Here is a 23,452-nt window from a genome sequence, read left to right as displayed (position 1 = left end):
CGATGCGACAAGATTCAATGCGCCCACTATCAATTACGGCGAACTTGAACGGATGATGCAATCTGCTCGGCAAGTTCAAGGAAAGCCTTTTCGCCAATTGGCTCAATAAAGTGGACCCGTCAGTCAAGACACTTAGCCGGTTAATTTAAGCTGTGCCCGTTTCCACTTCTGCAGCTGCCCGGCGCTGCCCCGTATTGCTCACTTCTTCCTGCCCCTGATCTGCGTCGCTGAATTTGTCAACGATCATCGCACCGCCGCCGATGCCCGCGCTGTAGACCCGATCTGGCGTCTCGTAGCCCAATGCCTGATGTGGGCGCCCGGCGTTGTAGAACGCGAAGTATTGCGCCAGCCCCACCGTCAACTCGGCCATGTTGGCATAGCCCTTCAAATACACGTCCTCGTACTTCACGTTGCGCCACAGGCGCTCCACGAAGATGTTGTTCAAAGCCCGTCCGCGCCCATCCATGCTGATCGCCACGCCTTCGCGTTTGAGTACACCGGTGAAGGCGCTGCTGGTGAACTGCGAGCCTTGGTCGCTATTGAAAACCTCGGGCTTGCCATGGTGACGTATCGCGTCTTCCAGGCAGTCCACGCAGAACGCGGCGTCCATGCTGTTGCTGAGGCGCCAGGCCAGCACCTTGCGGCTGTACCAGTCGATGATCGCCACCAGATAGGCGAAACCCTTCGCCAGTCGGATGTAGGTGAGATCCGTCGACCACACCTGGTTTGGCCGCGTTACCGCCACACCGCGCAGCAGGTAAGGATAGACCTTGTGCCCTGGCTGCGCCTTGCTCGTGTTGGGTCCCGGCGCCATGCCGGCCAGGCCCATCTCCCGCATCAGGCGCTGCACGCGCTTACGGTTGACGCAATGGCCTCGCCCGCGCAGAAACACCACCATACGCCGACTACCGTAGAACGGCCGATTGGTGTACTCCTCGTCGATCAGCGCCCGCAGCTGGCCATCTTCCTCGTCTATCAACGGCTGGCGCGCTGCCGCTTCCAGTCGCCGGTAGACCGTGGAGCGCGGCACGGCTGCCAGCTCGCACTGCATCGCCAACGGCACCTCATCGCCGCGATCAATCCACTGCGCCCGTTCGGCTGGGCTCATTCCCCGAGCTTTTTTTTGAGCCAATCGACCTGCATCTTCAGCCGCCCAATCTCGCCATACAGCTTGTCCTCCGGGCTGCTTTCATCGACCGGCTTGGGGCCGCGCTTGACGTCGAACAGCACCCCGGCGTTTTCCAGGATTTCCTTTTTCCACTGCCCGACCAGCACCGGATGCACGCCGTATTCCTGCGCGATCTCCGTCACCGTCTTCACCCCGCGTACCGCTTCCAAGCCCACCTTGGCCTTGAACTCCGCCGTATGCACCCTGCGTTTTTTGCCTTCACTCATGCGCTATCATCCTTTCACGGACGACAGCTTAAACCACCGTCTCAAATTCGGGGTCCACTATACAACACCCCTAGCTCGGGCGTGGTTGGCCTCCCGAACCACAAACAAACGAAGTTTTGGAACATCGACCTTCGCCTGCGAGTCACCAGGTACGACTGCTAGATAGCCGATGTCTTTACTATCGTCTTTACGCGTTATGTCGACAAAGGAGGCAACTCCTTTGCGCCCATCCAGTTTGACCATACGTTTAGAGTTTATCGGCCAATGTGAACGGACCTTCTTGCCCGTTCGGCTGACCTCGTACTGAGACCAGAAGTCATTGATTTCATCCTCTGCTGATTTGATGGCGCTTTTAGGATCATCGAGTTCCTCGGCGCTCGCATCAGTAAAGACAATCATCACGTCTGGATGGGACTTGATTCGATATGAGATTGAGATGTCTCTAGGCCCGTGTCCCTGGTCGCCAATAAACGCATAAGGCAGACACACACCTTTCCCGCGAGGAATCGAGAATAGCGGGCGATAGCTGGCATTCTTTGCAAACAGATCAAATGTTTCGTTCGAAGCTGAATTCGTCTCGCCGTCGCTTGTAAACCCCGTTGTCAGGAAGTGATTTTGCAACTGGTGGAGGTATAACGTGTGTGAAGCATAGCCCCAAGACATTAGTTGAGGTGAGCTTACCTTTACGTCCGACACAACTGTCGCTTGGCTTTTCGCTGTATCACGCTGTTTTAGTTGCTCGCGCTTGAGTTCTGGCTGTTTAATGAACAGAGAGCGTAAGTCTGCAATTTGCGTCGCGTCGAGCTCATTTGAAATAAGAAGCAACCCGTTTAGATACGAGATCTGACTCCATCCTGCTCGTTGTCCGTCCTTAAATTGCGATACCGAAAGGCGGGACCCTCCGCCAATTTCTTCGGCAAAGCTGTCGTATGAGAGCGCAGCCATCTCGACGTCCGACGGCAAAGTTACGCTCGACCTGCCGACGCATTCAAGTTCCCAGTTAGTGGAGGTTACCGCATGGGCACCCAACGGAAGCGTTACGGTTAAAAGAAGCGGAACGCTGCGGTTTAGGAAGATTCGTGGCAACTTCATCTGAAAGAGTCAACAAGTTCGTAAAAGGCGTCGACGAAGGCCTCCAGTCATTAAGGCTCGTCACTTGCCATCCTCCTTCGCCATCGCCAGCCCCTGGCGCATATGAAAGAAGTTAGTGATATTCTGTTCTCCGCTGAGGTCTACTTCGTCTTGTCGGGAAAGACCTGGCGCAACTCGATGCTTGAGTCAAAGGCCTTGTAAAACTCTTCTGGGGTTTGCCACTTTACCTTTCGACTGCGGCGTTTCCGTGGTCCGACAAAGTTCGAAGCGCCCACTATCAATCGCGTCGAACCTGCACGGTCGCTGCAATTCGTTCAGCAAGTTTAAGGAATGCTTTTTCATCGATGGGTTCAATGCCCTTTGCTCGGGCGTGTTTGGCTTCCCGAACAACGAGCAAGCTGAGCTGTGGAGCGTCAGTCTTTGACTGCGGATCTCCCGGCACGATTGCAAGGTAGCCGAAGTCTCTACTGTCGTCCTTACGAGTAATGCTGACAAAAGAGGCGATGCCTTTGCGTTTATCCATCTCGACCGCATGTTTGGAGTTCAGAGGCCAACGGGTACCAACCCTCTTGACCGTTCGACTTACTTCGTACTGGGTCCAGAATTCGTTGATCTCCGACTCGGGTGAATTTCTCGCCTCGGCATCATCTGACTTTCCGGCACTCTCGTCGGTTACGACAATCATTACGTCAGGATGGGACCGCACACGATATGAAATTGCGATGCTCCGCGGCTCGCGTCCCTTGTCCTTGATAAATGCAAAGGGCAGGCATACCCCACTCCCGTTGGGTATGGAGAACAGTGCACGATAACTCGTGTTCTTTGCCAGCGAAACAAATTTCTCGTTCGATTCCGCAAGTCTCTCGCCATCATTTGAGATCACCGTATAGAGCAGATGATTTTGCAGCTGATGAAGATATGATATGTGAGAACCGTAACTCCATGACATTACCTGAGGCGAGCTTGACTTTACGTCTGGCACAATCGTGACCCGGCTTTTGGGCGTGTCTAGCATCTTTAAATAGTCGCGTTCGCCCGCTGGCTGTTTGCTGAAACGAGAGCGTAAGTCTTCAATCTGAGCGTCTTCCAGCTCATTGGAAACCACAACCGATCCGCTGAGATAAGAAATGCTGCTCCAACCAGCCCGTTGCCCGTCTTCAAACTGTGCTACCGAAAGCCTAGAGCCTCCGGCAAGTTCCTCGGTAAAGCTGTCATATGAGATTGCCGCCATTTCTACATCGGACGGTAACGAAACCTTGGATCTGCCCACGCACTCAGACTTCCAGGTAGCGAGCATTCCTGCTTGTGCGCCAAAGGAAATCGTTACGGTCAAAAGAATCGGCATGCTTCGAAGGTGGATTGCGTGCATATTCATCAAAGTTTTACAAGTCCGTCAGTCTGAATGCCATTGCTCGCCACTCTCACATCATTATTAGGTTCAGTAGGCGTGGCTGGTTGATCAGCTCCCTCTTTGCGCTTGACGATCAAGGCCGTCGGGAACTTAATCCAAATGTTCTCACCGGTAGTCCATTTAACTGGTAAGGCGCACGCGAAACCACGAACCCCCGCGATTCCGCTGGCTTGCGAGTACTTCGCTGAAGGATTCCAAAACTCTTCCTGGAATGGTAATGATGCTGCGAGCTTTCCTTTGAATTTCGCTCCAGGGTCTCCTGTCCACGTGGGCATGATTGAACCAGCGGCCTTTTCGTAATTTGATTTGTTGCGAGGGATATAGTCGAACGCCTCTTCATATATCCCGGCATTTTTCGTGATCAGCTCTGCAATCGCTTTCCGGCTCGCCGGCGAGCCCGGCGCGTCGATCGCGGTGGCAATGCCCTCAGGTTCTCGCCCTGGTATACCGACTCCAAAAATCTTCTTCCAAACGTTCTTACGCAATTCGTGTGCGAAAGTCCGAACAGGTTGAGGGCACCCGTCACCGTTAATGTCACAGCGTGTCGAATCTTCATCCGCGACTAGTATTGCCAATTCAGAATCACGATCACCCAACAAACTGCGATCATTGATGTTAGCGCTTCCCATGATCGCAAAGCGGTCATCAACGATCATCAGTTTGCTATGAACATAGATTTGCTCCGTTACGTATCTATTGCCGAGCTTCGCCCAGTTTCGTAGATTCATTAGGGTAACGTACTGATAACATTCTTCAATACTTACGCTCTTATACTCAGTGTTGTCTTGGTCGCGGATTACGCGCTCGTAAGTTGGGTCTTCCCTTTCTTTTAGCTTACGTGCTTTGATCAACCTCCGAATGCCATTGATAAGGCTATTACTTCCAAAAACCAGTGATTGCATAGTGAAGAATACTTGCACAGCAATCGCGGCATTGTATATCGAGCCCTCAGGGTGCACTGGCACTGTGATATAGACGTGGAAGTTCGGTTCTGCAGCGTCATCGACTATAACTTTGCGCAGTCTGTCAAGCAGGGTTTTCAGGATCAGATTTTGGGGCAGGCGATCCAGTTCGCTCCACCAACTGCCAGACGCACGCCGAACGGCAAATTGGCCGACTGCACCAAGACCATTGGCTCCGTTTTTGATGAATTGCGCCGCGTTCGAGAGTTTTTCTCCCACACCGTCGACTTCTCCAAAATCAGAAACGAAGAACTGGTTCTCAATGTAGATGAAATGACGCGACTTCTCGATGAGTTTGATCATCGCCTGATGTATGTCGGTCTGAGTTTTTGCAGAGTTCTTGCTCCCACGCTCTTTGGCACATTGTTCCATTGCTGCGCTGCGCAGAACCTGAATTTGCGCGTTTCCCAGCTTTGGATATGCTCCCGGCGCGGGCGCAGGAGGTAGCGTGATATCAGAAATCGCATTCCACCTGGCCACGAAGTTGCGCAGCAAGTGCGAAACCGCAGGCCCCTCAATTCTGCTGTGAACATCCTGCCACGGCATTCGGGGTTGGCGTGCAGGATCCAACGTATATGGAGCAGTCGAGTTTGCTGAAATTCGAGGGCTGTTGAAAATGATCCCAGCCATGCCTGCATCGGCGTATGGAACTTGCCACGAACCGGCAGCGATTTTTCGAGCTTCCTTCGTGGCTTTTGCCTCGTCGACTTTCTTTCCATCAAAAGTGCGCGAACGATCCACCATACCAGACATCAAGTCAGGATCTACATAGGGAGTTGACGAGATATCCAACAGACGAGGAATACCGGGGTTGTAGCGGTTCAAGCCTTGCCGACTTTTGGCATCAGGCCGAAGATCATAGGTATCATCGTCAAACCTGCCGTAAGCCACGTCAATTCCTCCGACGTAGGCAATCTTACGATCGACGACCACCTGTTTCTGGTGGTGAGAGTAATAGCCTCCATTGTGCTCGACGAACGCGGGGCAAAGTTCAACCTTAACCTTACCGAATTTCGTACCGTCTCTCGGTTTCAGATCATTGATCGATTCCAGAACCACTTTGGTCTGGTCATCGTAGGTCTGGACTGGTTCCGTATCGTTCCATGGCATGACGTAGATGTCCACGCCTCGTTTGGCAGCCCGAAGGAAAACGTCGTACAGGCGAACACCAGGCGCCAGCATGGCATCCCAGTTCACCTGCCATCCCGCCATGCATATCTCACTGGTTGCAGCATCAAATTCTTTGATCAGGTCAGCGAAATAAGCCTCGCCAGTGGTAAACGCGGCGATCTTATTGCCTGACGTAGGCGCTGAGAATGCGTTTTTATCATCGACCCATAGGGTGTCTGTATGCGCTGCCTGAAAGGAGCCGCCATCTTTGCCGACAAGTTGATAAAGTGTAGGCGGTACCTTAGGTGATTGATTAATGCTCATTTGCGTTAAGTCTTGATCTTCTTGAGGAGAGTGGATCCACTCGCTGTCTTCAATTCGGTTCGGGCAATCGGCGCATGGAATTGCTCCACGTCGACGCCAGCCACGTTCAGGTGACTGTCTGCATACCCTAGGGCATTCAATCCGTGATAGAACTTTTCGGTGTCGCTCCATTCGTCCTGTGCAACTCCGATTTCGAGTTCGCGGGCGTGGCCGACGGCGACCAGCCAGATCTTGTTTGGTGTCTGATTGTAGGCTTCGTGCAGAGTCTTTTCGTCTGCAGGCGTGAGCACAATCTTCCCGTCGTGATCACTCACTCCGGAAAGCAGGAACTTCTTCTCACCGAGGGCGAGCGCATGGCTGCTTGCTCGAACAATCCGCCATTTCGCATGCGGATATGGCTCTGCATCAAGGCCGGGGACGTCTTGAAGCCGCATATCAAATTTGACAGGGACATCCTTGATTGCGGAGCGCGGCAATGCTGGCATCACGTAGTTCGAGCGTACCGGCCCTACAAAGCTCTTTTTACCTGCCTTGATCTCGATCTTGCCGGGGCACTGCACCGTGATATTGCCGCCATCGATCGTGATGTTTGCTCCGCCAACGGTGGACAGGCTGATCTTCTTCGCAGCAGCCCAATCGATATGGGCGTTGGAGCTCTTCACGTTGATCACGTCGCGCGCCTGCACCAGCATTGCACCGGCTTGCGCCTGCATGTCAATCGGATCGCGCGCGGCGATGACCTGTACGCCGATGTCCTGCTCGCCCGGCTTGACCGCGCCACCCAGCATGCCGATCGCTTGCTGCGTGTGGATGCGCATCTGGCCGCCAGTGGCGATTTGCGTGTCGGCGCCGCTCATGACGGTTGCGGTTTCGCCTGTGGCCATTTGCAGGTCTCGTGCCGCGCTCATTGACAGGCCATCCTTGGCGGAAAAGGCGATGATCGGATCGGCGCTGTGCGGCAATTTTCCTGCGCCAGGGCCGGTCTTGCGCTCGCCGGCATCGGCTTGCGCGGCGTCGACACCTGCGTCGCCCACCATCCCCGAGGCGGCAGTGAGTAGCGATTTCAGTGGTGCCTCTTTGTCATCGAGCGCGCTGGCATTGGCTTTGTGCGATCCCATGTGGGAGGCGAGGCCGACGGTGCCATGCTTTACGGCGATATCGCTGAAAGTTTCTCCCAGTTTGACGGCTTGCTTCAGCATGGCGATGCCGGCGGTATTGTCGCCGGCTGGTTCGCGCTGCGATGAACCGTGGGTGATCTTGTAGCTGGTGACCAGCAGGCCAGCTCCGGCGCGCACGGTACCGTAAGCATCGGTGCGCAGTTCTGCGCCTTGGCCGCGCAGGCTGCCGCGGTAGTTGTCGGTGTTGTGGACCAGGTGGCCCAGATTCAGTTCCGTGGCGGCCTGTGTGGTGCGCAGTTGCACGCGGCCCTGGTTGTCGGTGTCGTCGAACAAAAGCTGGTTATAGCCGCTGCCGCCGAACTCCTTGCTGCGCACGCCCCACATCGCGGAGGCGTTGCGGTGGGCGCCGCTGCCGCCACCGGAGCCGTGCCATACCGGGGCATTGCCGCCGACCAGGTTGCCCTGCGCCGAAGTGGCGTGGTCGTGAGCCTGGCTGAAATGGTCGGATGCTTCCTGCGCTGTGGCGCCGCCAGGCGTTGGCGGGATGCCACTTTCGCCCTGGCCGTTGTATAGCGCGCCGACAATGATCGGGCGGTCGATATCGTTCTCGATGAATTGCACCAGCACTTCCTGTCCGATGCGCGGCAGGAACTGGCTGCCCATGCCGCCGCCGGCCGAGCGTTGTGCGACGCGCACCCAGCACGTGGCGTCGGCGGATTCTTGCCAGTGGTAGCGGATCCGTACGCGGCCAAGCCGGTCGCAATGGATCTCGTTGCCGCCCTTTGGCTGGTCCTGGCCATCTTCCCCGACCACGATCGCGCTCTGGGAGCCGAGGGCGGTAGGCTTGGCGTGTTGCCGGCCTTCGCCGCCATGGTGGGCAGGGCGCCACGGAACGTCTGCTGCCAAAGCGGCGAAGCTGTTGGCATATCCGCTGGCGGAAGCTTTTTCCACCGTGGTGCCGAAATCTTCAGGCAGGTCGCGCGTTTGCGCGGCCAGCGTTTCGAGCAGTTCGGGGATAGGGCCGAACAGTTCGGCCAAGCCGCGTTTGGCGGCAATCGGCAGGTTGTTGACGCCCACGCCGAGCACGCGCAGTGCGACATACTCTGCGTCCTTTTCATCGGAGAAAAGGGCCCCTTGCGTCATCGTGAAGCGGGTGCCGGCGCGCAGCGTGCGCACGGTGGAGCGGCCCAGGCACTGCTGGCCGCGCGCTTCGTGTAGTTGCATGTGCAGGGTGGCGTAGCGTTCGGCCTCGGAACTGTCGCCGTAGAAGTACTGGCCAGGATAGTCATAGCTTTCCGGCTGGTGGGCGTGCTTGCCCAGGTCGCTTACGCGCGTTGGAATGGTGGCGCTGACGGCGGCTTTGGCCTTGTAGTCGTAGCTGAGGACCGCCACCGCGCCGCTGACCAGCTGGCGCATGGATTGCAGCGACTGGATGGTGTCGAACTGCTCGCCGGCGCGGGCCGCATGGTAGCGCAGGCCGTTGCCGGCCGCGCTGCTGGCGTCTTCCGGCGTGGCCGATTGTTGGCTGCTGTCGGCGAATAGCACCAGGGTTTGCTCTTCTTCGCCGTCCTCGAGGCGCCAGGTGATGCCTTCTTCCGTCAGCAGGCGGCGCACGAAGTCATAGTCGGATTCGCGGTATTGGCAGCAGTAGCTGCGCACAGGGATCGCGTCGAGCAGGGTGCGCGCGTCGTCGCTCCACTGCCATTTGGCGTAGGGGGCGAAGCCGGAGAACACGTCGTCCACGATGTCGGCTACACCCTTGTCCTGCCATACGCGGCTGTTGCGTGCCTGGGTAGCCAGCCACAGCCAGGACGACATGCGCAGGCGATAGCGCGCAAATCCGCCCTCGCTGCCCAGCATGGCGGCATGGCTGATGTAGCCGTGGAAGGCGGTGCGGCTACGCTTCGCCACGTCGCTAACTTGCTCGATCGGCCTGCACGCCATGCGGATCCTACTGCCTTCAGATGACTAGGATCTGGTGCGTGCAAACTCAGCCGCTTCCAGGTCCCATTGCCTCTTTTGTCTACGGCGCTCTTGCGCTAGACTCAACTTCTTGGCGTTAGCCTCTTTAACCGCATTTCGAACAATTGAGTCTTCCATGTCACCAAAATAGACTCTTCTGAATTTCGCCAGTCCGATACCGTTTACTAGAAATTCATTCAAATGGTCTTTTGCTAAGCCTGCCATAGAGTCGTGAACCCAATGGTCGAAAAAGGCAATCATTTCTTTGGGTTGCGGATCTTCGCTCAAGGTTTGTAGAACGCTGATAATGTCGCGCTCAGGTGCGTCTTCGTCGACGAGGTAAGCATAATTATTGTCAGCCAGCCATTTATGCCATGACTCGACCTTTTCTCGAATCTGCTTGACTGCTGCATCGTTCGATCCGTCGTCTTTTTTGTCTATCAATGCCCCGCTGCGGTAGGCGACCTTCTGTGTCCCCATGATAGGAAGCGGAATTTCTGGATCAGGATGCGAAGACCTGTAAATACTTCGAAATGGCTGAGGGAACGGGTGATCGCTCCAAGACTTTCCAGATTGAACTTTCTCCATCATTTTGACTGCACGAGCCAAGATAGCGATGAAATGCTGTTGGGTGTCGCGTAAGAACTCCTGTTCATCGGGAGCTACCTTGAAGAACTTGCGTGAGTAGTAATGATCCGCATTGGAGTAAAGATTTCGAGACTTCCTGGCTTGATATCGGTAAGTGAAGTAATGTGCCATGTGCTGACGCAACATGTCTTCGACGGGTGCCTCTTTTATATTTGCTCCTTTCATATATGTCGTGAAGATGTTAATTGCATCTTGAGATGGCAATAAAGCTGAGCGCGCTTCAAACGCCAGCTCATCCACTCTTTTAAGCGGTACACCAGCAGCAAGCGCCGCACAATACATTTCGAAGCCGGCTACGCGGGCTAACGCATCTGTTTTCCCCTGCGCGTTTGTGGAATATCCCCCACCCACATCGGAGTGGGCGCCAGGATATACATGTTCTGTCGTATTGGGTGGGTATCGGCCTTCAATACGAACCGAATCAACAGGAAACGTAGAACGTACTTCATGTGCAGCAACAATATGGAAGCAATTCTGGACGCTTCCGTGAATTTGCATATTCTCGTCAGCCCATGATTGATGGCCATCTGCAGATAGCAAGCCGGAAGAATAGGCATTAGCGATGCCGACAGATGCGACCGTATCAAAAATGCCCAAGAAGTTGATATGCAACGGAACGCCAGCCAGAAAGTGAATGCCCTCCCGCTTTTCACAGATGTCGAAGAGCCAATTTACGAATGCTCTCGACTCTGCCGCGCCTCGCGAAAAACCAAAAACCGACAAATTTATTTGTTCGGGCATGGGCATACGCGGGCCCCGGTTTTTGATCTTTAATTCTAGCTTATTTATCCATTCTTGAAATTTGGCGTTACGCCTTTTCGCCCTGGATCCAACTCCACCGAGGTCATTTGACAAATCCCCGGCTTCGTGTTTAGACAATAACAATTCATTAGAGACGTAAAGGCTAACAAAATTCAAGACCTCAAACATTCCCCAAACAATGCGCGGCTCTCCGTTCCACGACATTGCCGTTCCAAATGCTCCACCATCGTCTTTGATACTTGGGAAGGGTGTGCCGACGCCAGGGATATATGTTCGGTAGTACTTGTTTGTTTCATCGTTCTTTTGAGGGTAGGTATGGAGAAGGCGCACAACATTACTTTGCTTTTGCTTCCGCGAAATACCTTTAGCCTCGAAGTAATCTTTCTCTTCATTATTCCCGGTGCCATCGAAGAATACACCTCCAAAAACTTGCCCGGAACATCTCATAGTAGTGTTCTGAAGCTTATGAGCGCTAATGGCTTTTGCGCGTTGCATAATCTCCAGTTTATTCAGGGGGCGGGAACGTGATCTAGAGTTGAAAAGCGTAGGGTTTTTTGCCGATTCGATATTAGCAGCCATGACCTTTACCAACCTTTTTTTTCCATTTAAGATATTCTTCTTTAGTGCTGTTTGCTTTCCAAGGCAAAAGCGATCCCGCATCCATTGGGTAGAAAGGATGTTCTGGCAAACAACGGGAGACCAGGACCTTTACGCGATTGCCGCCATAGAAATGCACATGTAAATCTCCCGCACTCTCTCCGTATTTCGGAACCTCGACTTCCACCATTTGCGGAGGTAGTTTCGGATCACCCTCCTTAATGCGGCCGTACTCCCACGAGATCTTCATCCGCAATCCCGGGCGCCAGATTGCAGGCAAAGAAATACAGCAACTGCTTGTGCCGCCACCTGTTTCTGGCTCAATATCCGCTCCCATTGCTCCGTTAACAGTATAGTTATAGATATACATGTCTTTTGTATGGTTGAACCCTCTTATGCCAGCAGGCACAGAATGTTCTTTGCAGGCAGTTAGCAAAAGAATGCTGCTTAAGATGGGTATGAGTATTGAAGTAACTTTTTTCACCGCCACGTCACTTTCTTTGATTTTTGAGACTGCTGAATGGGACTCGAAGGAGAATTGCAAAGCGCGGGCTGTTAGCTTATGAAGCCGTCGTTAACCAACCTGATCCCAAGGTCTCCAGGTGTCCATTGTTTAGCGTTCAGGAACGCAAGCAGAGCTTCGTCATGATTTGTTTTTCCTCCTGTAAGGAAAGCAGCGATGGAAAGTGAAACCACGTCTGCCCAGTTCGAGATATTGAACCTGCTCGCCAGTTCGCAGCATTGCGCAACGATCTCGTATCGAACCGAAGGGCGTATATCCATCGGAAGGATGTCTGACATGGAGTCAGATAACGTTGCGAGCACGTTATCTGGTTCAGCCGCAGAAAGTAGAGCGGAAAGTTGCTCAAGCTCGAGGTGAATTGTGGATACTTTTGCAGTATCTTGTGCAGGAAGGTCAAGCGGAGCGAGGTCGCCCGTTCGATTGACAATGAGCCACTGTGCCACCGGTTCCGCGAAGGCTGCCCATTGGTTTTTCTTCAGTGTTTGAGGAAGCGCCAAGAGAATACGGGTATCTGCCAATCGCAAAATCATCCGTTGTTGATCGACCGCCGTTATCCAATGCAGTTGTCGCCACGATTCGCTCAACTTGTCCAATTCGATTTGGCATGCAATGAAGCTGACCATTGGTCGATCATAGCAGTGCTTTAACAAGCGGGACACGAACGCTTGGTTGTTGACTGGATCAACGGGCACTAGCATTGGAGCGGCCTTAGTCAAACCTTCGTATGCGACGCTGTCGTAGCAGTTGATTCCGATGCTCCAATACGGTGATTCATGCGCCAAAGGATGGTCGAAAGCTGCGTCGACGAGCGCAGCCCAATGCAGTTCCGGTTTTGAGTTCGCAAGCTCATACAATTCCGCGATTACTGCAGATACATTTGCCGGGTCCTGCCCGAATAATTCCGACCTTTTCTTCATTCAAACCACCGCAATAGGGGAACCAGACTTAAGGGCCTTTATCAGGCATTCGATACAGACAGGAGCACTCGACGGCAGCTTGGGCATTGGATAATCTTCCCGCTCGGGACCAACGAAGGACTTCTTGCCTGCCTTAATCTCGATTTTTCCTGGGCATTGCACCGTGATGTTGCCGCCATCGATAGTGATGTTTGCGCCGCCAACGGTGGAAAGGCTGATCTTCTTCGCCGCAGCCCAGTCTATATGGGCATTGGAGCTCTTCACGTTGATTACATTAAGCGCCTGTACCAGCATTGCACCTGCCTGCGCCTGAATATCGATAGGATCGCGTGCGGCGATGACCTGCACGCCGATATCCTGCTCGCCCGGCTTGACTGCGCCGCCCAGCATCCCAATCGTTTGCTGCGTGTGGATGCGCATCTGACCGCCAGTGGTGAGTTGCGTGTCGGCGCCGCTCATCACGGTTGCGGTTTCGCCCACTGCCATTTGCAGGTCGCGTGCGGCGCTCGCTGATAGGCCGTCCTTGGCGGTGATGGCGACGATCGGATCTGCGCTGTGCGGCAGTTTTCCTGCGCCAGCTCTAGTCTTGCGCTCGCCAGCATCCGCTTGCGCGGCGTCGAGGCTGGCGTCACCCACCATGCCGGACACTGCGGTCAACAACGATTTCAGCGGCGCTTCTTTTGCATCGAGTGCGCTGGCATTGGCTTTGTGGGCGCCCATGTGGGAGGCCAGGCCGACGGTGCCGTTCTTCACGGCGACGTCGCTGAAGGTTTCTCCCAGCTTGACGGCTTGCTTCAGCATGGCGATACCAGCGGTGTTGTCACCCGCCGGGTCGCGCTGAGGGGCGCCGTGACTGATCTTGTAGCTCGTGACCAGCAGGCCGGCGCCCGCGCGCACCGCGCCATAAGCATCGGTGCGCAGCTCGGCGCCCTGGCCGCGCAGGCTGCCGCGGTAGTTGTCGGTGTTGTGCACCAGGTGGCCCAGGTTCAGCTCCGTGGCAGCCTGGGTGGTGCGCAGTTGTACGCGGCCCTGGCTGTCGGTGTCGTCGAATAAGAGCTGGTTATAGCCGCTGCCGCCGAATTCCTTGCTGCGCACGCCCCACATCGCGGAGGCGTTGCGGTGAGCGCCGCTGCCGCCGCCGGAGCCGTGCCATACCGGGCCATTGCCGCCAACCAGGTTGCCCTGCGCCGAAGTGGCGTGGTCGTGGGCATGGCCGAAATGATCGGACGCCTCCTGGGCGGTGGCGCCGCCAGGCGTCGGCGGGATGCCGCTTTCGCCCTGGCCGTTGTACAGCGCGCCGACGATGATCGGGCGGTCGATGTCGTTCTCGATGAATTGCACCAGCACTTCCTGTCCGATGCGCGGTAGGAACTGGCTCCCCATGCCACCGCCGGCCGAGCGTTGCGCGACGCGCACCCAGCACGTGGCGTCGGCGGAGTCTTGCCAGTGGTAGCGGATCCGTACCCGGCCAAGCCGGTCGCAATGGATCTCGTTGCCGCCCTGCGGCACGTCCTGGCCGTTCTCGCCGACCACGATCGCGCTTTGGGAGCCGAGGGCGGTAGGCTTGGCGTGCTGCCGGCCTTCGCCGCCATGGTGGGCAGGGCGCCACGGAACGTCTGCTGCCAACGCGGCGAAGCTATTGGCATAACCGCTGGCGGAAGCTTTTTCCACCGTGGTGCCGAAATCTTCAGGCAGGTCGCGCGTTTGCGCGGCCAGCGTTTCGAGCAGTTCGGGGATGGGGCCGAACAGCTCGGCCAGGCCGCGTTTGGCGGCAATTGGCAGGTTGTTGACGCCCACGCCGAGTACGCGCAGGGCGACATATTCTGCGTCTTTTTCATCGGAGAGAAGCGCCCCTTGCGTCATGGTGAAGCGGGTGCCGGCGCGCAGCGTGCGCACGGTGGAGCGGCCCAAGCACTGCTGGCTGCGCGCTTCATGTAGTTGCATGTGCAGGGTGGCGTAGCGTTCGGCCTCGGAGCTGTCGCCGTAGAAGTACTGGCCAGGATAGTCATAGCTTTCCGGCTGGTGGGCGTGCTTGCCCAGGTCGCTTACGCGCGTAGGAATGGTGGCGCTGACGGCGGCTTTGGCCTTGTAGTCGTAGCTGAGGACCGCCACCGCGCCGCTAACCAGCTGGCGCATGGATTGCAGCGACTGGATGGTGTCGAACTGCTCGCCGGCGCGGGCCGCATGGTAGCGCAGGCCGTTGCCGGCCGCGCTGCTGGCGTCTTCCGGTGTGGCCGATTGTTGGCTGCTGTCGGCGAACAGTACGAGGGTTTGCTCTTCTTCGCCGTCCTCGAGGCGCCAGGTGATACCTTCCTCCGTCAGCAGGCGGCGCACGAAGTCGTAGTCGGATTCGCGGTATTGGCAGCAGTAGCTGCGCACAGGGATCGCGTCGAGCAGGGTGCGCGCGTCGTCGCTCCACTGCCATTTGGCGTAGGGGGCGAAGCCGGAGAACACTTCGTCCACGATGTCGGCTACGCCCTTGTCCTGCCATACGCGGCTGTTACGTGCCTGGGTGGCCAGCCACAGCCAGGATGACATCCGCAGGCGATAGCGCGCAAATCCGCCCTCGCTGCCCAGCATGGCGGCATGGCTGATGTAGCCGTGGAAGGCGGTGCGGCTGCCGTCGGCCAGGCTGGCTTGCAGGCTGGCGCGCTGGCCCAGCAGGCTGGCTGGTTGAATGGTGGCGCTGGTCGAAAGGGCGATCACGTCGCGGGTACCGACTTCCTGCAGGCTGTCGTCGGCCAGGAATGCTTCGACCAGCAGCCCGCCCGAGCCGTATTCGCCGTCTTTTTCCAGTGTCAGCTCGTACAGCCGGCTTTCACTGGCGAACTGGGCGAGGGCGGCATACGCCTGGGACAGGAGTTCAGTCCTCATATTCTATCTTTATGGCAACAATTAGCAAATAGAAAACAATAGCAGAGCTGAACAATTCATGCCACACACTTGAATAGGCGGGGGAAAACCGGCCAGATCGGGGCTTTGAGTTGATCCTTGCCACGGGATAATGCCTGCATAGAAAAACCGCTTAGTTTTACCGTTTAAGGGGCAGCAAATGATTCGATCACTGTGGATTGCCAAGACCGGCATGGAAGCGCAGCAGACCCAGATGGATGTGGTGTCCAATAACCTGGCGAATGTGAGCACTAACGGCTTCAAGAAGTCGCGCGCCGTCTTCGAGGACTTGCTGTACCAGAATATCCGCCAGCCGGGCGCTGCGTCTTCCCAGCAGACCCAACTCCCGTCGGGCATGCAGCTCGGCACCGGCGTACGCCCGGTGGCTATCGAGCGCATCCATACCCAGGGTAATCCGCAGTCGACCGGCAATGACAAGGATCTGATGGTCAACGGCAATGGCTTTTTCCCGGTGCTGCTGCCGGACGGTACCACGGCCTACACCCGCGATGGTTCCTTCCAGCGCGACAACAATGGCCAGATGGTCACTTCCAGCGGTTTCGTGCTGCAGCCGGCCATCACCATCCCGATCAATGCCACCAGTATTACCGTGGGCCGCGACGGCATCGTGTCGGTTACCTTGCCGGGCCAGGCCGCGCCGCAGCAGATCGGCGCCATCCAGCTGGCCACCTTCATCAACCCGACCGGGCTGGAGTCGAAGGGCGAAAACCTGTACGTGGAAACCGGTTCCTCCGGCGCCGCCACACAGAACCAGCCGGGTACCAATGGCACCGGCGTCATCCTGCAGGGCTATGTGGAAACCTCGAACGTCAACGTGGTCGAAGAAATGGTCAATATGATCCAGACCCAGCGCGCCTACGAAATCAATTCGAAGGCGATCACCACCTCCGACCAGATGCTGCAGCGCCTGTCGCAACTGTAATAGAACGAGCCCGCCATGCGATTCCGCCTTGCCGCCACCATCATCGCCAGTGCGCTGCTGTCCGCCTGCGTCAGCGCGCCAACCTCGATCGTCAACGGCCCGACCAGCGCCCGTCCGCTGCCGCCGCCATACCCGCCGGCGGCGCAGAACAATGGCGCGATTTTCCAAGCCGCCAGCTACCGTCCGGCTTTTGAAGACCGTCGCGCCCGCCATGTGGGGGATGTGATCAATGTCGTCATCACGGAAAGCACGTCGGCTGTCAAGAATGGCGCAAGCGCCGGCAACAAGTCGGGCAGCGTCAATTTTGGCGTACCGGGCCTGCTGCAGAACAAGCTGGGCACCAATATCGCCACCAGTGCCGACAACAAGTACGCCGATGCGGACACCCAATCGCTCAGCAACAGCTTCCGCGGCACCATTGGCGCCACCGTCGTCGAGGTGCTGTCGAACGGTAACCTGATCATCGCCGGCGAAAAGCAGGTCGGCATGAACAAGGCCACTGAATATATCCGCATTTCCGGCATGGTGAATCCGGATTCCATCACTGGCAATTCGGTGCCCTCGACCTCGATCGCCGATGCCCGCGTCGAATATCGCACCAAGAGCAATATCGACGGCGCCGAAGTGCAGTCGATGCTGTCGCGCTTCTTCCTCAGCCTGCTGCCTTTCTGATCATGAAGAATTTCAAGCTCCTCGCTCTCTGCGCCGCCTTGCTGCTGGCGCCGGCCGTGCAGGCCGAACGCCTGAAGGACCTGGCCAGCATCGCTGGGGTGCGCCAGAACCAGCTGATGGGTTATGGCCTGGTGGTCGGCCTCGACGGTTCGGGCGACCAGACCACGCAAACCCCGTTTACCGTGCAATCGGTGGCCTCGATGCTGCAGCAGATGGGCATTGCGCTGCCGGCGGGCACCACGCTGCAATTGAAGAACGTGGCAGCCGTGATGGTTACCACCAACCTGCCGGCATTCGCCCAACCGGGCCAGCTGATCGACGTCACTGTTTCTTCGATGGGCAACGCCAAGTCGCTGCGTGGCGGTACGCTGCTGATGACCCCTTTGAAGGGCGCCGATGGCCAGGTGTACGGCATGGCGCAAGGCAATGTGCTGGTCGGCGGCGTTGGCGCGCAGGCGCCGGGAGGCGGCGCCGCAGTCGTGGTCAACCACTTGTCGGTCGGCCGCATTTCCGGCGGCGCCACGGTGGAGCGCGCAGTGCCGACCACGCTGGGCGAGGGCAACCAGATCCGCCTTGAACTGAACAACACCGACTTTGCCACGGCCAGCCGCGTGGTCAATGCCATCAACGACAAGTACGGCGCCGGCGTGGCCTACGCGCAGGATGGCCGCACCATCCGCGTCACCGCGCCATCGTCGAGCGATGCGCGGGTTGCCTTCATCGGCGAGCTGGAGGGGATGGATGTGCGCCCGGCGCGCCAGGCGGCCAAGGTCATCATGAACGCGCGTACCGGCTCGGTGGTCATGAACCAGGAAGTGACGCTTGAGACGTGCGCCATTTCGCACGGCAACCTGTCAGTATCGGTGAGTGCCGATACCCAGGTCAGCCAGCCAAACCCGCTCAGCGGCGGCCAGACCGTGGTGGCCCAGCAGGGCAATGTCGACATCAAGAAAGACTCCGGCAAGGTCATCATGCTGAGGGGCGGCGCGTCGCTGGCCGACGTGGTGAAAGCCCTCAACGCCATCGGCGCTTCCCCCCAAGACTTGCTGGCCATCCTGCAGGCGATGAAGGCGGCCGGTTCGCTGCGCGCCGAGCTGGAAATCATCTAAGGACGCTGCCATGATCCCGCGCACCGCCTCCACCGACCTGAGCACCAACCTTGCCATCGACACCAAAGGCATGTCCGAGCTGCGCCAGTCGGCGCGCGCGGGGTCGCCGGAGGCGCTGAAAACCGCGGCGACCCAGTTCGAAGCCATGTTCGTCAACATGATGATGAAGAGCATGCGCGACGCCACCTCGCAAGACGGCTTGATGGACAACCAGCAAACCAAGATGTTCACCACCATGCTCGACCAGCAGACCAGCCAGGACATCGCGAAGAAAGGCCTGGGCTTGGCCGATGTGCTGGTGCGCCAGCTGTCGAAGACGCTGGCGCCGCTGGACGGCGTGCCGACCGACCCGGCCATGGCGCGGGCATTGATGGAGCAGGCCAAGCTGCAGCGTTCGATCGAAGCCAGCGGCGGCGCGGCGGCCGTGGCCAGGTCCGGCGCCGGCGCGGTGGCGGCATCCGATAAGCCGGCCCATGTGCGCAGCTTCCAGGACAAGCTCGCCAGCCATGCCGAAGAGGCCAGCCGCGCCTCCGGCATCCCGGCCAAGTTCATGCTGGGCCAGGCGGCGCTGGAAACGGGCTGGGGCCGGCGCGAGATCAAGGGCCGCGACGGCAGCAACAGTCACAACCTGTTCGGCATCAAGGCTGGCCCGGACTGGAAGGGGCGTGTTGTCGAAACGGCTACAACCGAATATATCAATGGCAAGCCGCAGACCCGTGTCGAGAAATTCCGCGCCTATGACAGCTATGCCGACAGCTTCAAGGATTACGCCCGCCTGCTGAGCAACAACCCGCGCTATGAAAAGGCGCTGGCAGCGGCCGGCAGCACCGATGCCGCCGGCTTTGCCAGGAACCTGCAGCGCGCCGGCTACGCCACCGATCCCAACTACGCCACCAAGCTGGCCGGCATTATCAAGCGCACTCTTGCCTGACGAACATCAAGTTTTGTCCGGATGTGCCGTAAACTGTATATCTAGCGAAGGTAATTATCAAAATGTCCTTACTCAGCATCGGTAGAAGTGGTTTGATGGCTGCCCAGACGGGCCTGGCCACCACTGGGCACAACATTACCAACGCAAACGTGCTCGGCTATAACCGGCAGGTGGTGGTGCAGGGCACCACGCCGCCGCTGCAGACGGGGGAGGGTTTCCTCGGCACCGGTACCGAGGTCGCGCAGATCAAGCGCATCTATGACGACTTCCTGAACCGCCAACTGCTGGGCGCCCAGACCAACCAGGCCCATTTCGACACCTATTTGAACCAGGTCAGCCAGATCGATAACCTGCTGGCCGATACCACGGTCGGCCTCGGGCCGGCACTGCAGGGTTTCTTCACTGGCGTGCAGAACGCCAACTCCAACCCGCAATCGACGGCAGCGCGCCAAGCCATGCTGTCGGCGGCCGAGTCGCTGGCTTCGCGCTTCAATGGCCTGTCCAGCCGCATGAAGGAATTGAACGAAGGCGTCAACAGCGGCGTCACGGCCAGCGTCACCGAAATCAATTCCTTTGCGCGCCGTATCGCTGAACTGAACAATACGATTGCCGGCCTGTCGGTCGATCCTTCGGCCTTGCCAAGCGACCTGATGGATCAGCGCGACGCCCTGATCGCCGAAATGAACAAGCAGATCCAGGTGACTGTGCGCCCGGCCGAGAACAATATGCTGAACGTATCGTTCGGCACCGGCCAGCCGCTGGTGATTGGCAACCGCAGCCAGGAACTGGCAACGGCGCCTTCGCCCTCCGACCCGGAGCGCATCGTGGTGGGCTACCGGACCCAGGGCGGCACCTTCTCGCAACTGCCGGACAGCGTGCTGACCGGCGGCCAGTTGGGCGGCCTGATCGACTTCCGCAACAGCGGCCTGGACGTGGCCAATGCCAACCTCGGCAAGATTGCCGCCGGCCTGGCCGATGCCTTCAACGACCAGCACAAGCTCGGCATCGACCTGGACGGCAACCTGGGCGGCAACTTCTTCAAGGACATCCACGCCTACGTCGGCTACGATACCCGCAACTCGCCCTCGAGCACGGTGAAAATCGATGCGGTGGTGGTCGATGCGGCCAAGCTGACCACGTCCGATTACGACATCAACTACAACGGCACCGACTTTATCGTGACGCGCGCCAGCGATGGCGCGACCACGACCATCGCGCCGTATCCGCAGACCCAGCCGCAAGTAATCGATGGCGTGGCCTTTTCGATCACCGGTGCGGCAGGCGGCCCGGACCACTTCGTGGTGCGCCCGACCTATAACGCGGCGCAGGATTTCGCTGTTGAATTGAAGGACCGCAACAAGATTGCGCTGGGCGCGCCGATCAGCACCACGGTGCCGACCGCCAATACCGGCACCGGCAAGATCAGTGCCGGCGCCGTGAACTCGAACTACCTGTTGCCGGGCAACCAGCTTGCGGCGCCGGTCACGCTGACCTACAACAGCGCGACCAACCAGCTGACCGGCTTCCCGACGGCGGTGGACGTCACGGTCAATGGCGTTATCACCAACTATCCCGCGGGTACGCCGGTACCGTACACCGCCGGCGCCAAGATGACCTTCCAGGGCATCGAGATCGAGATCACCGGCAGCCCGGCCAACAACGACAAGTTCACCATCTCACCCGGCAGCGGCGTCGGCGATGCGCGCAATGGCGTGCTGCTGGCTGGCCTGCAGACCAAGAATATCCTGGATGATGGCCACGCTACCTTCCAGGCCAGCTATGCCCAGATGGTCAATTTTGTCGGCAACAAGACGCGCGAAGTGCAGATTGCCGGCGCGGCAGCCGACACCACCGTGCAGCAGGCCCAGGCGGCGCGCGATTCGGTGTCCGGCGTGAACCTGGACGAAGAAGCGTCCAACCTGCTGCGCTACCAGCAGGCCTACCAGGCCTCCGGCAAAGTGATCCAGGTGGCAAGCGAATTGTTTGATACCCTGCTGTCGCTGGGCAATTAGGATTTTTGAAGGAAGAGCATCATGGTCATGCGTATTGCCACCCGGACGATTTACGAGAGCGGCGTCAGCCAGCTGAATACGCTGCAGGCGCAACTGCAGAAGACGCAGTTGCAGTTGTCGACCATGCGGCGCGTCGTGACCCCGTCGGACGACCCGGTCGCTTCGGCCCGCGCGCTGGAGGTATCGCAGTCCAAGAACATGAACACCCAGTTCGCCACCAACCGCAGCAATGCCAATGCCTCGCTGTCGCTGGTGGACAATACGCTGGCAAGCACCGACGACTTGCTGCAGGAAGTAAAGAGCAAGATCGTCGCTGCCGGCAATCCCGGCTTCACGCTGGCCGACCGCGAAGCCCTGGCCAAGGAACTGGAAGGACGGCTGGAGGACTTGCTGGGCCAGGCCAATGCCACCGACGGCACCGGCGCCTACCTGTTCTCGGGCTACAAGAGCGACATCCAGCCATTTACCCGTTCCGCCACCGGCGCTACCTACAACGGCGACCAGGGCCAGCGCGAACTGCAGGTGGCCTCGTCGCGCAAGCTTGCCACCAGCGAGACTGGCTCGGCCATCTTTGAAAGCAACATCACCGGCAACGGCACCTTCCAGACCAGCGTCGATGCGGGCAACGTCACGCGCGGCGGCACCGGCATCATTTCGCCGGGCGTGGTGAAGACGCCGTCGGCAGTCACCGGCCACAACTACACGCTGAACTTCACGGTGACCGGCACGCCGGCGGTGACCACCTATACCGTCAACAACGTCACGACCGGCACGCCGGTCGCGTCGAACGTCCCCTATGTGTCCGGCCAGCCGATCGCCTTCGATGGCATCCAGATGGACATTACCGGGGCACCGGCCAATGGCGACGTGTTCAATGTCGACCCAAGCAAGAACCAGTCGGTGTTCGAGACCATGACCACCCTGATTGGCGCGCTGCGTGGCCCTTCGGGGACGCCGGCGGCAGGCGCGGCCCTGACCAATGCGCTGAACCTGGCCAACCAGAACATCACCAATTCGCTCGACAATGTGTTGTCGGTGCGCGCCTCGGTCGGCGCCCGCATGAGCGAACTGGATCACCTCGACAGCGCGGGCGAGGACCTGAACCTGCAGTATTCGAGCCAGATCTCCGACCTGGTCGACCTGGACCCGGTGGAAGCCATTTCCCGTTTCACGCAGCAGCAGACCACGCTGGAAGCAGCGCAGAAGTCCTATAAGGCGCTGGCAGGCTTGTCGTTGTTCAACTTGATCTGAGGCTTACCCGGCTTTGGCGGCCGGGCTTCCTGCCTGCTGTCCCACTCGCGCGGCAATTGCCGCGCTTTTTCTATGCCTTCGTTGACCAGCACCTGGAGCGGCATGCTCATGTAAGGCAGGGTCATGGTCATCGTCAGGAAGCCGACGCCCAGCGTGATCGGGAAGCCGATGCCAAACAGGTTCAGCTGCGGCGCGGCCCGGGTCAGGATGCCCAGCGCGACGTTGGTGATCAGTAGCGCGGCGACAATCGGCAGCGACAACTGCAGGCCCGCCGTGAAAATCTTGGACCCCCACAGCGCCAGTTCCCAGAAGCCGTCGTTGTGGAAGGAGATGGCCGCCACCGGCAGCGTATAAAAGCTTTCCGCCAGCGCTTCGATCAGCACCAGATGGGCGTTCACCGCCAGCACCGCCAGCGTCAATATCCATACCAGGAACTGTGACACCGCGGACGAGCGGCCTTGCGACATCGGGTCGAAGAAACTGGCGAAACCGAGACCCATGGTCAGGCTGGAAATCTCACCCGCCATTTCCACCGCTGCAAATACCAGCCGTATCGCGAACCCCATGCCGGCGCCGATCACGATTTCCCGTCCCAGCACCGACAGTCCGGCCCAGCCGGCCGGATCGAGCGCCGGCATGGCCGGCACGCCCGGCGCCACCACCATCGCAATCAGCACGCCGAGCGCGACCTTGACCCGCATCGGGATGCGGGCATTGCCGAAAATAGGGGAGGCGGCGATCAGCGCCAGGATGCGCGCCGTCGGCCACAGCAGGGCGGCGATCCAGGTGTTGAGCTCGGCGGAAGTGACGACCAGCATCGG

Annotated in this window: 16 protein-coding genes; 6 read left to right on the top strand and 10 right to left on the bottom strand. The window is 58.3% G+C overall.

The window, feature by feature from the left end:
* Positions 1-145: 145 nt before the first annotated feature.
* From ACWBU6_RS23665 to ACWBU6_RS23625, 9 genes are all read right to left on the bottom strand, one after another.
* Positions 146-1,395 (bottom strand): IS3 family transposase gene (locus ACWBU6_RS23665; protein ID WP_452645787.1). Its coding sequence is split into 2 segments (ribosomal slippage): positions 146-1,110 and positions 1,110-1,395, totalling 1,251 coding nucleotides; the frame shifts between segments, so codons are not numbered across the junction.
* Positions 1,396-1,452: 57 nt separating this feature from the next.
* Positions 1,453-2,340, bottom strand: a complete 888-nt coding sequence (locus ACWBU6_RS23660) for a T6SS immunity protein Tli4 family protein (RefSeq protein WP_452645786.1) — start codon at positions 2,338-2,340, stop codon at positions 1,453-1,455.
* A 424-nt stretch (positions 2,341-2,764) separates the two neighbouring features.
* Entirely contained in the window at positions 2,765-3,862 is a 1,098-nt protein-coding gene (locus ACWBU6_RS23655; protein WP_452645785.1) for a T6SS immunity protein Tli4 family protein, read from the bottom strand.
* Complete coding sequence (locus tag ACWBU6_RS23650) at positions 3,862-6,294, bottom strand: phospholipase D-like domain-containing protein (RefSeq protein WP_452645784.1); 2,433 nt, start codon at positions 6,292-6,294, stop codon at positions 3,862-3,864. The genes ACWBU6_RS23655 and ACWBU6_RS23650 overlap by 1 nt, the downstream gene beginning before the upstream one ends.
* A 5-nt stretch (positions 6,295-6,299) precedes the next feature.
* A complete protein-coding gene (locus ACWBU6_RS23645) occupies positions 6,300-9,356 on the bottom strand; it encodes a type VI secretion system Vgr family protein (protein WP_452645783.1) in 3,057 nt (1,018 codons plus the stop codon).
* A 24-nt stretch (positions 9,357-9,380) separates the two neighbouring features.
* Entirely contained in the window at positions 9,381-11,363 is a 1,983-nt protein-coding gene (locus ACWBU6_RS23640) for a T6SS phospholipase effector Tle1-like catalytic domain-containing protein (protein ID WP_452645782.1), read from the bottom strand.
* Positions 11,353-11,871, bottom strand: coding sequence for a DUF3304 domain-containing protein (locus tag ACWBU6_RS23635; RefSeq protein WP_452645781.1), 519 nt, complete (start codon positions 11,869-11,871; stop codon positions 11,353-11,355). The genes ACWBU6_RS23640 and ACWBU6_RS23635 overlap by 11 nt, the downstream gene beginning before the upstream one ends.
* A gap of 65 nt (positions 11,872-11,936) precedes the next feature.
* The gene (locus ACWBU6_RS23630) at positions 11,937-12,821 is read right to left on the bottom strand and encodes a DUF4123 domain-containing protein (protein ID WP_452645780.1); all 885 of its coding nucleotides are present in this window, start codon (positions 12,819-12,821) and stop codon (positions 11,937-11,939) included.
* Positions 12,822-15,695, bottom strand: a complete 2,874-nt coding sequence (locus ACWBU6_RS23625) for a type VI secretion system Vgr family protein (RefSeq protein ID WP_452645779.1) — start codon at positions 15,693-15,695, stop codon at positions 12,822-12,824.
* Positions 15,696-15,873: 178 nt separating this feature from the next.
* On the opposite strand from ACWBU6_RS23625, the gene flgG reads away from it, so the two are divergent.
* From flgG to flgL, 6 genes are all read left to right on the top strand, one after another.
* A complete protein-coding gene (gene flgG / locus ACWBU6_RS23620) occupies positions 15,874-16,656 on the top strand; it encodes a flagellar basal-body rod protein FlgG (RefSeq protein WP_452645778.1) in 783 nt (260 codons plus the stop codon).
* Positions 16,657-16,671: 15 nt separating this feature from the next.
* Positions 16,672-17,328, top strand: coding sequence for a flagellar basal body L-ring protein FlgH (locus ACWBU6_RS23615; RefSeq protein WP_452645777.1), 657 nt, complete (start codon positions 16,672-16,674; stop codon positions 17,326-17,328).
* Positions 17,329-17,330: 2 nt separating this feature from the next.
* Positions 17,331-18,437, top strand: coding sequence for a flagellar basal body P-ring protein FlgI (locus ACWBU6_RS23610; RefSeq protein ID WP_452645776.1), 1,107 nt, complete (start codon positions 17,331-17,333; stop codon positions 18,435-18,437).
* A 10-nt stretch (positions 18,438-18,447) separates the two neighbouring features.
* Entirely contained in the window at positions 18,448-19,368 is a 921-nt protein-coding gene (gene flgJ / locus ACWBU6_RS23605) for a flagellar assembly peptidoglycan hydrolase FlgJ (RefSeq protein ID WP_452645775.1), read from the top strand.
* A 62-nt stretch (positions 19,369-19,430) separates the two neighbouring features.
* Entirely contained in the window at positions 19,431-21,380 is a 1,950-nt protein-coding gene (gene flgK / locus ACWBU6_RS23600) for a flagellar hook-associated protein FlgK (protein WP_452645774.1), read from the top strand.
* A 21-nt stretch (positions 21,381-21,401) separates the two neighbouring features.
* Positions 21,402-22,631 carry a flagellar hook-associated protein FlgL gene (flgL, locus tag ACWBU6_RS23595; RefSeq protein WP_452645773.1) on the top strand — a complete coding sequence of 410 codons (1,230 nt, stop codon included), beginning with the start codon at positions 21,402-21,404 and terminating at the stop codon, positions 22,629-22,631.
* On the opposite strand, the gene fliR is transcribed toward flgL, so the two are convergent.
* Complete coding sequence (gene fliR, locus ACWBU6_RS23590; protein WP_452645772.1) at positions 22,589-23,449, bottom strand: flagellar biosynthetic protein FliR; 861 nt, start codon at positions 23,447-23,449, stop codon at positions 22,589-22,591. The two genes, flgL and fliR, sit on opposite strands and share 43 nt — an antisense overlap.
* Between the last annotated feature and the right edge of the window lie 3 nt (positions 23,450-23,452).

It is taken from the genome of Pseudoduganella sp. HUAS MS19 (assembly GCF_053615455.1).
Note: the sequence above shows the minus strand (reverse complement) of the source record. Positions and strands in the feature narration are given on the sequence as shown.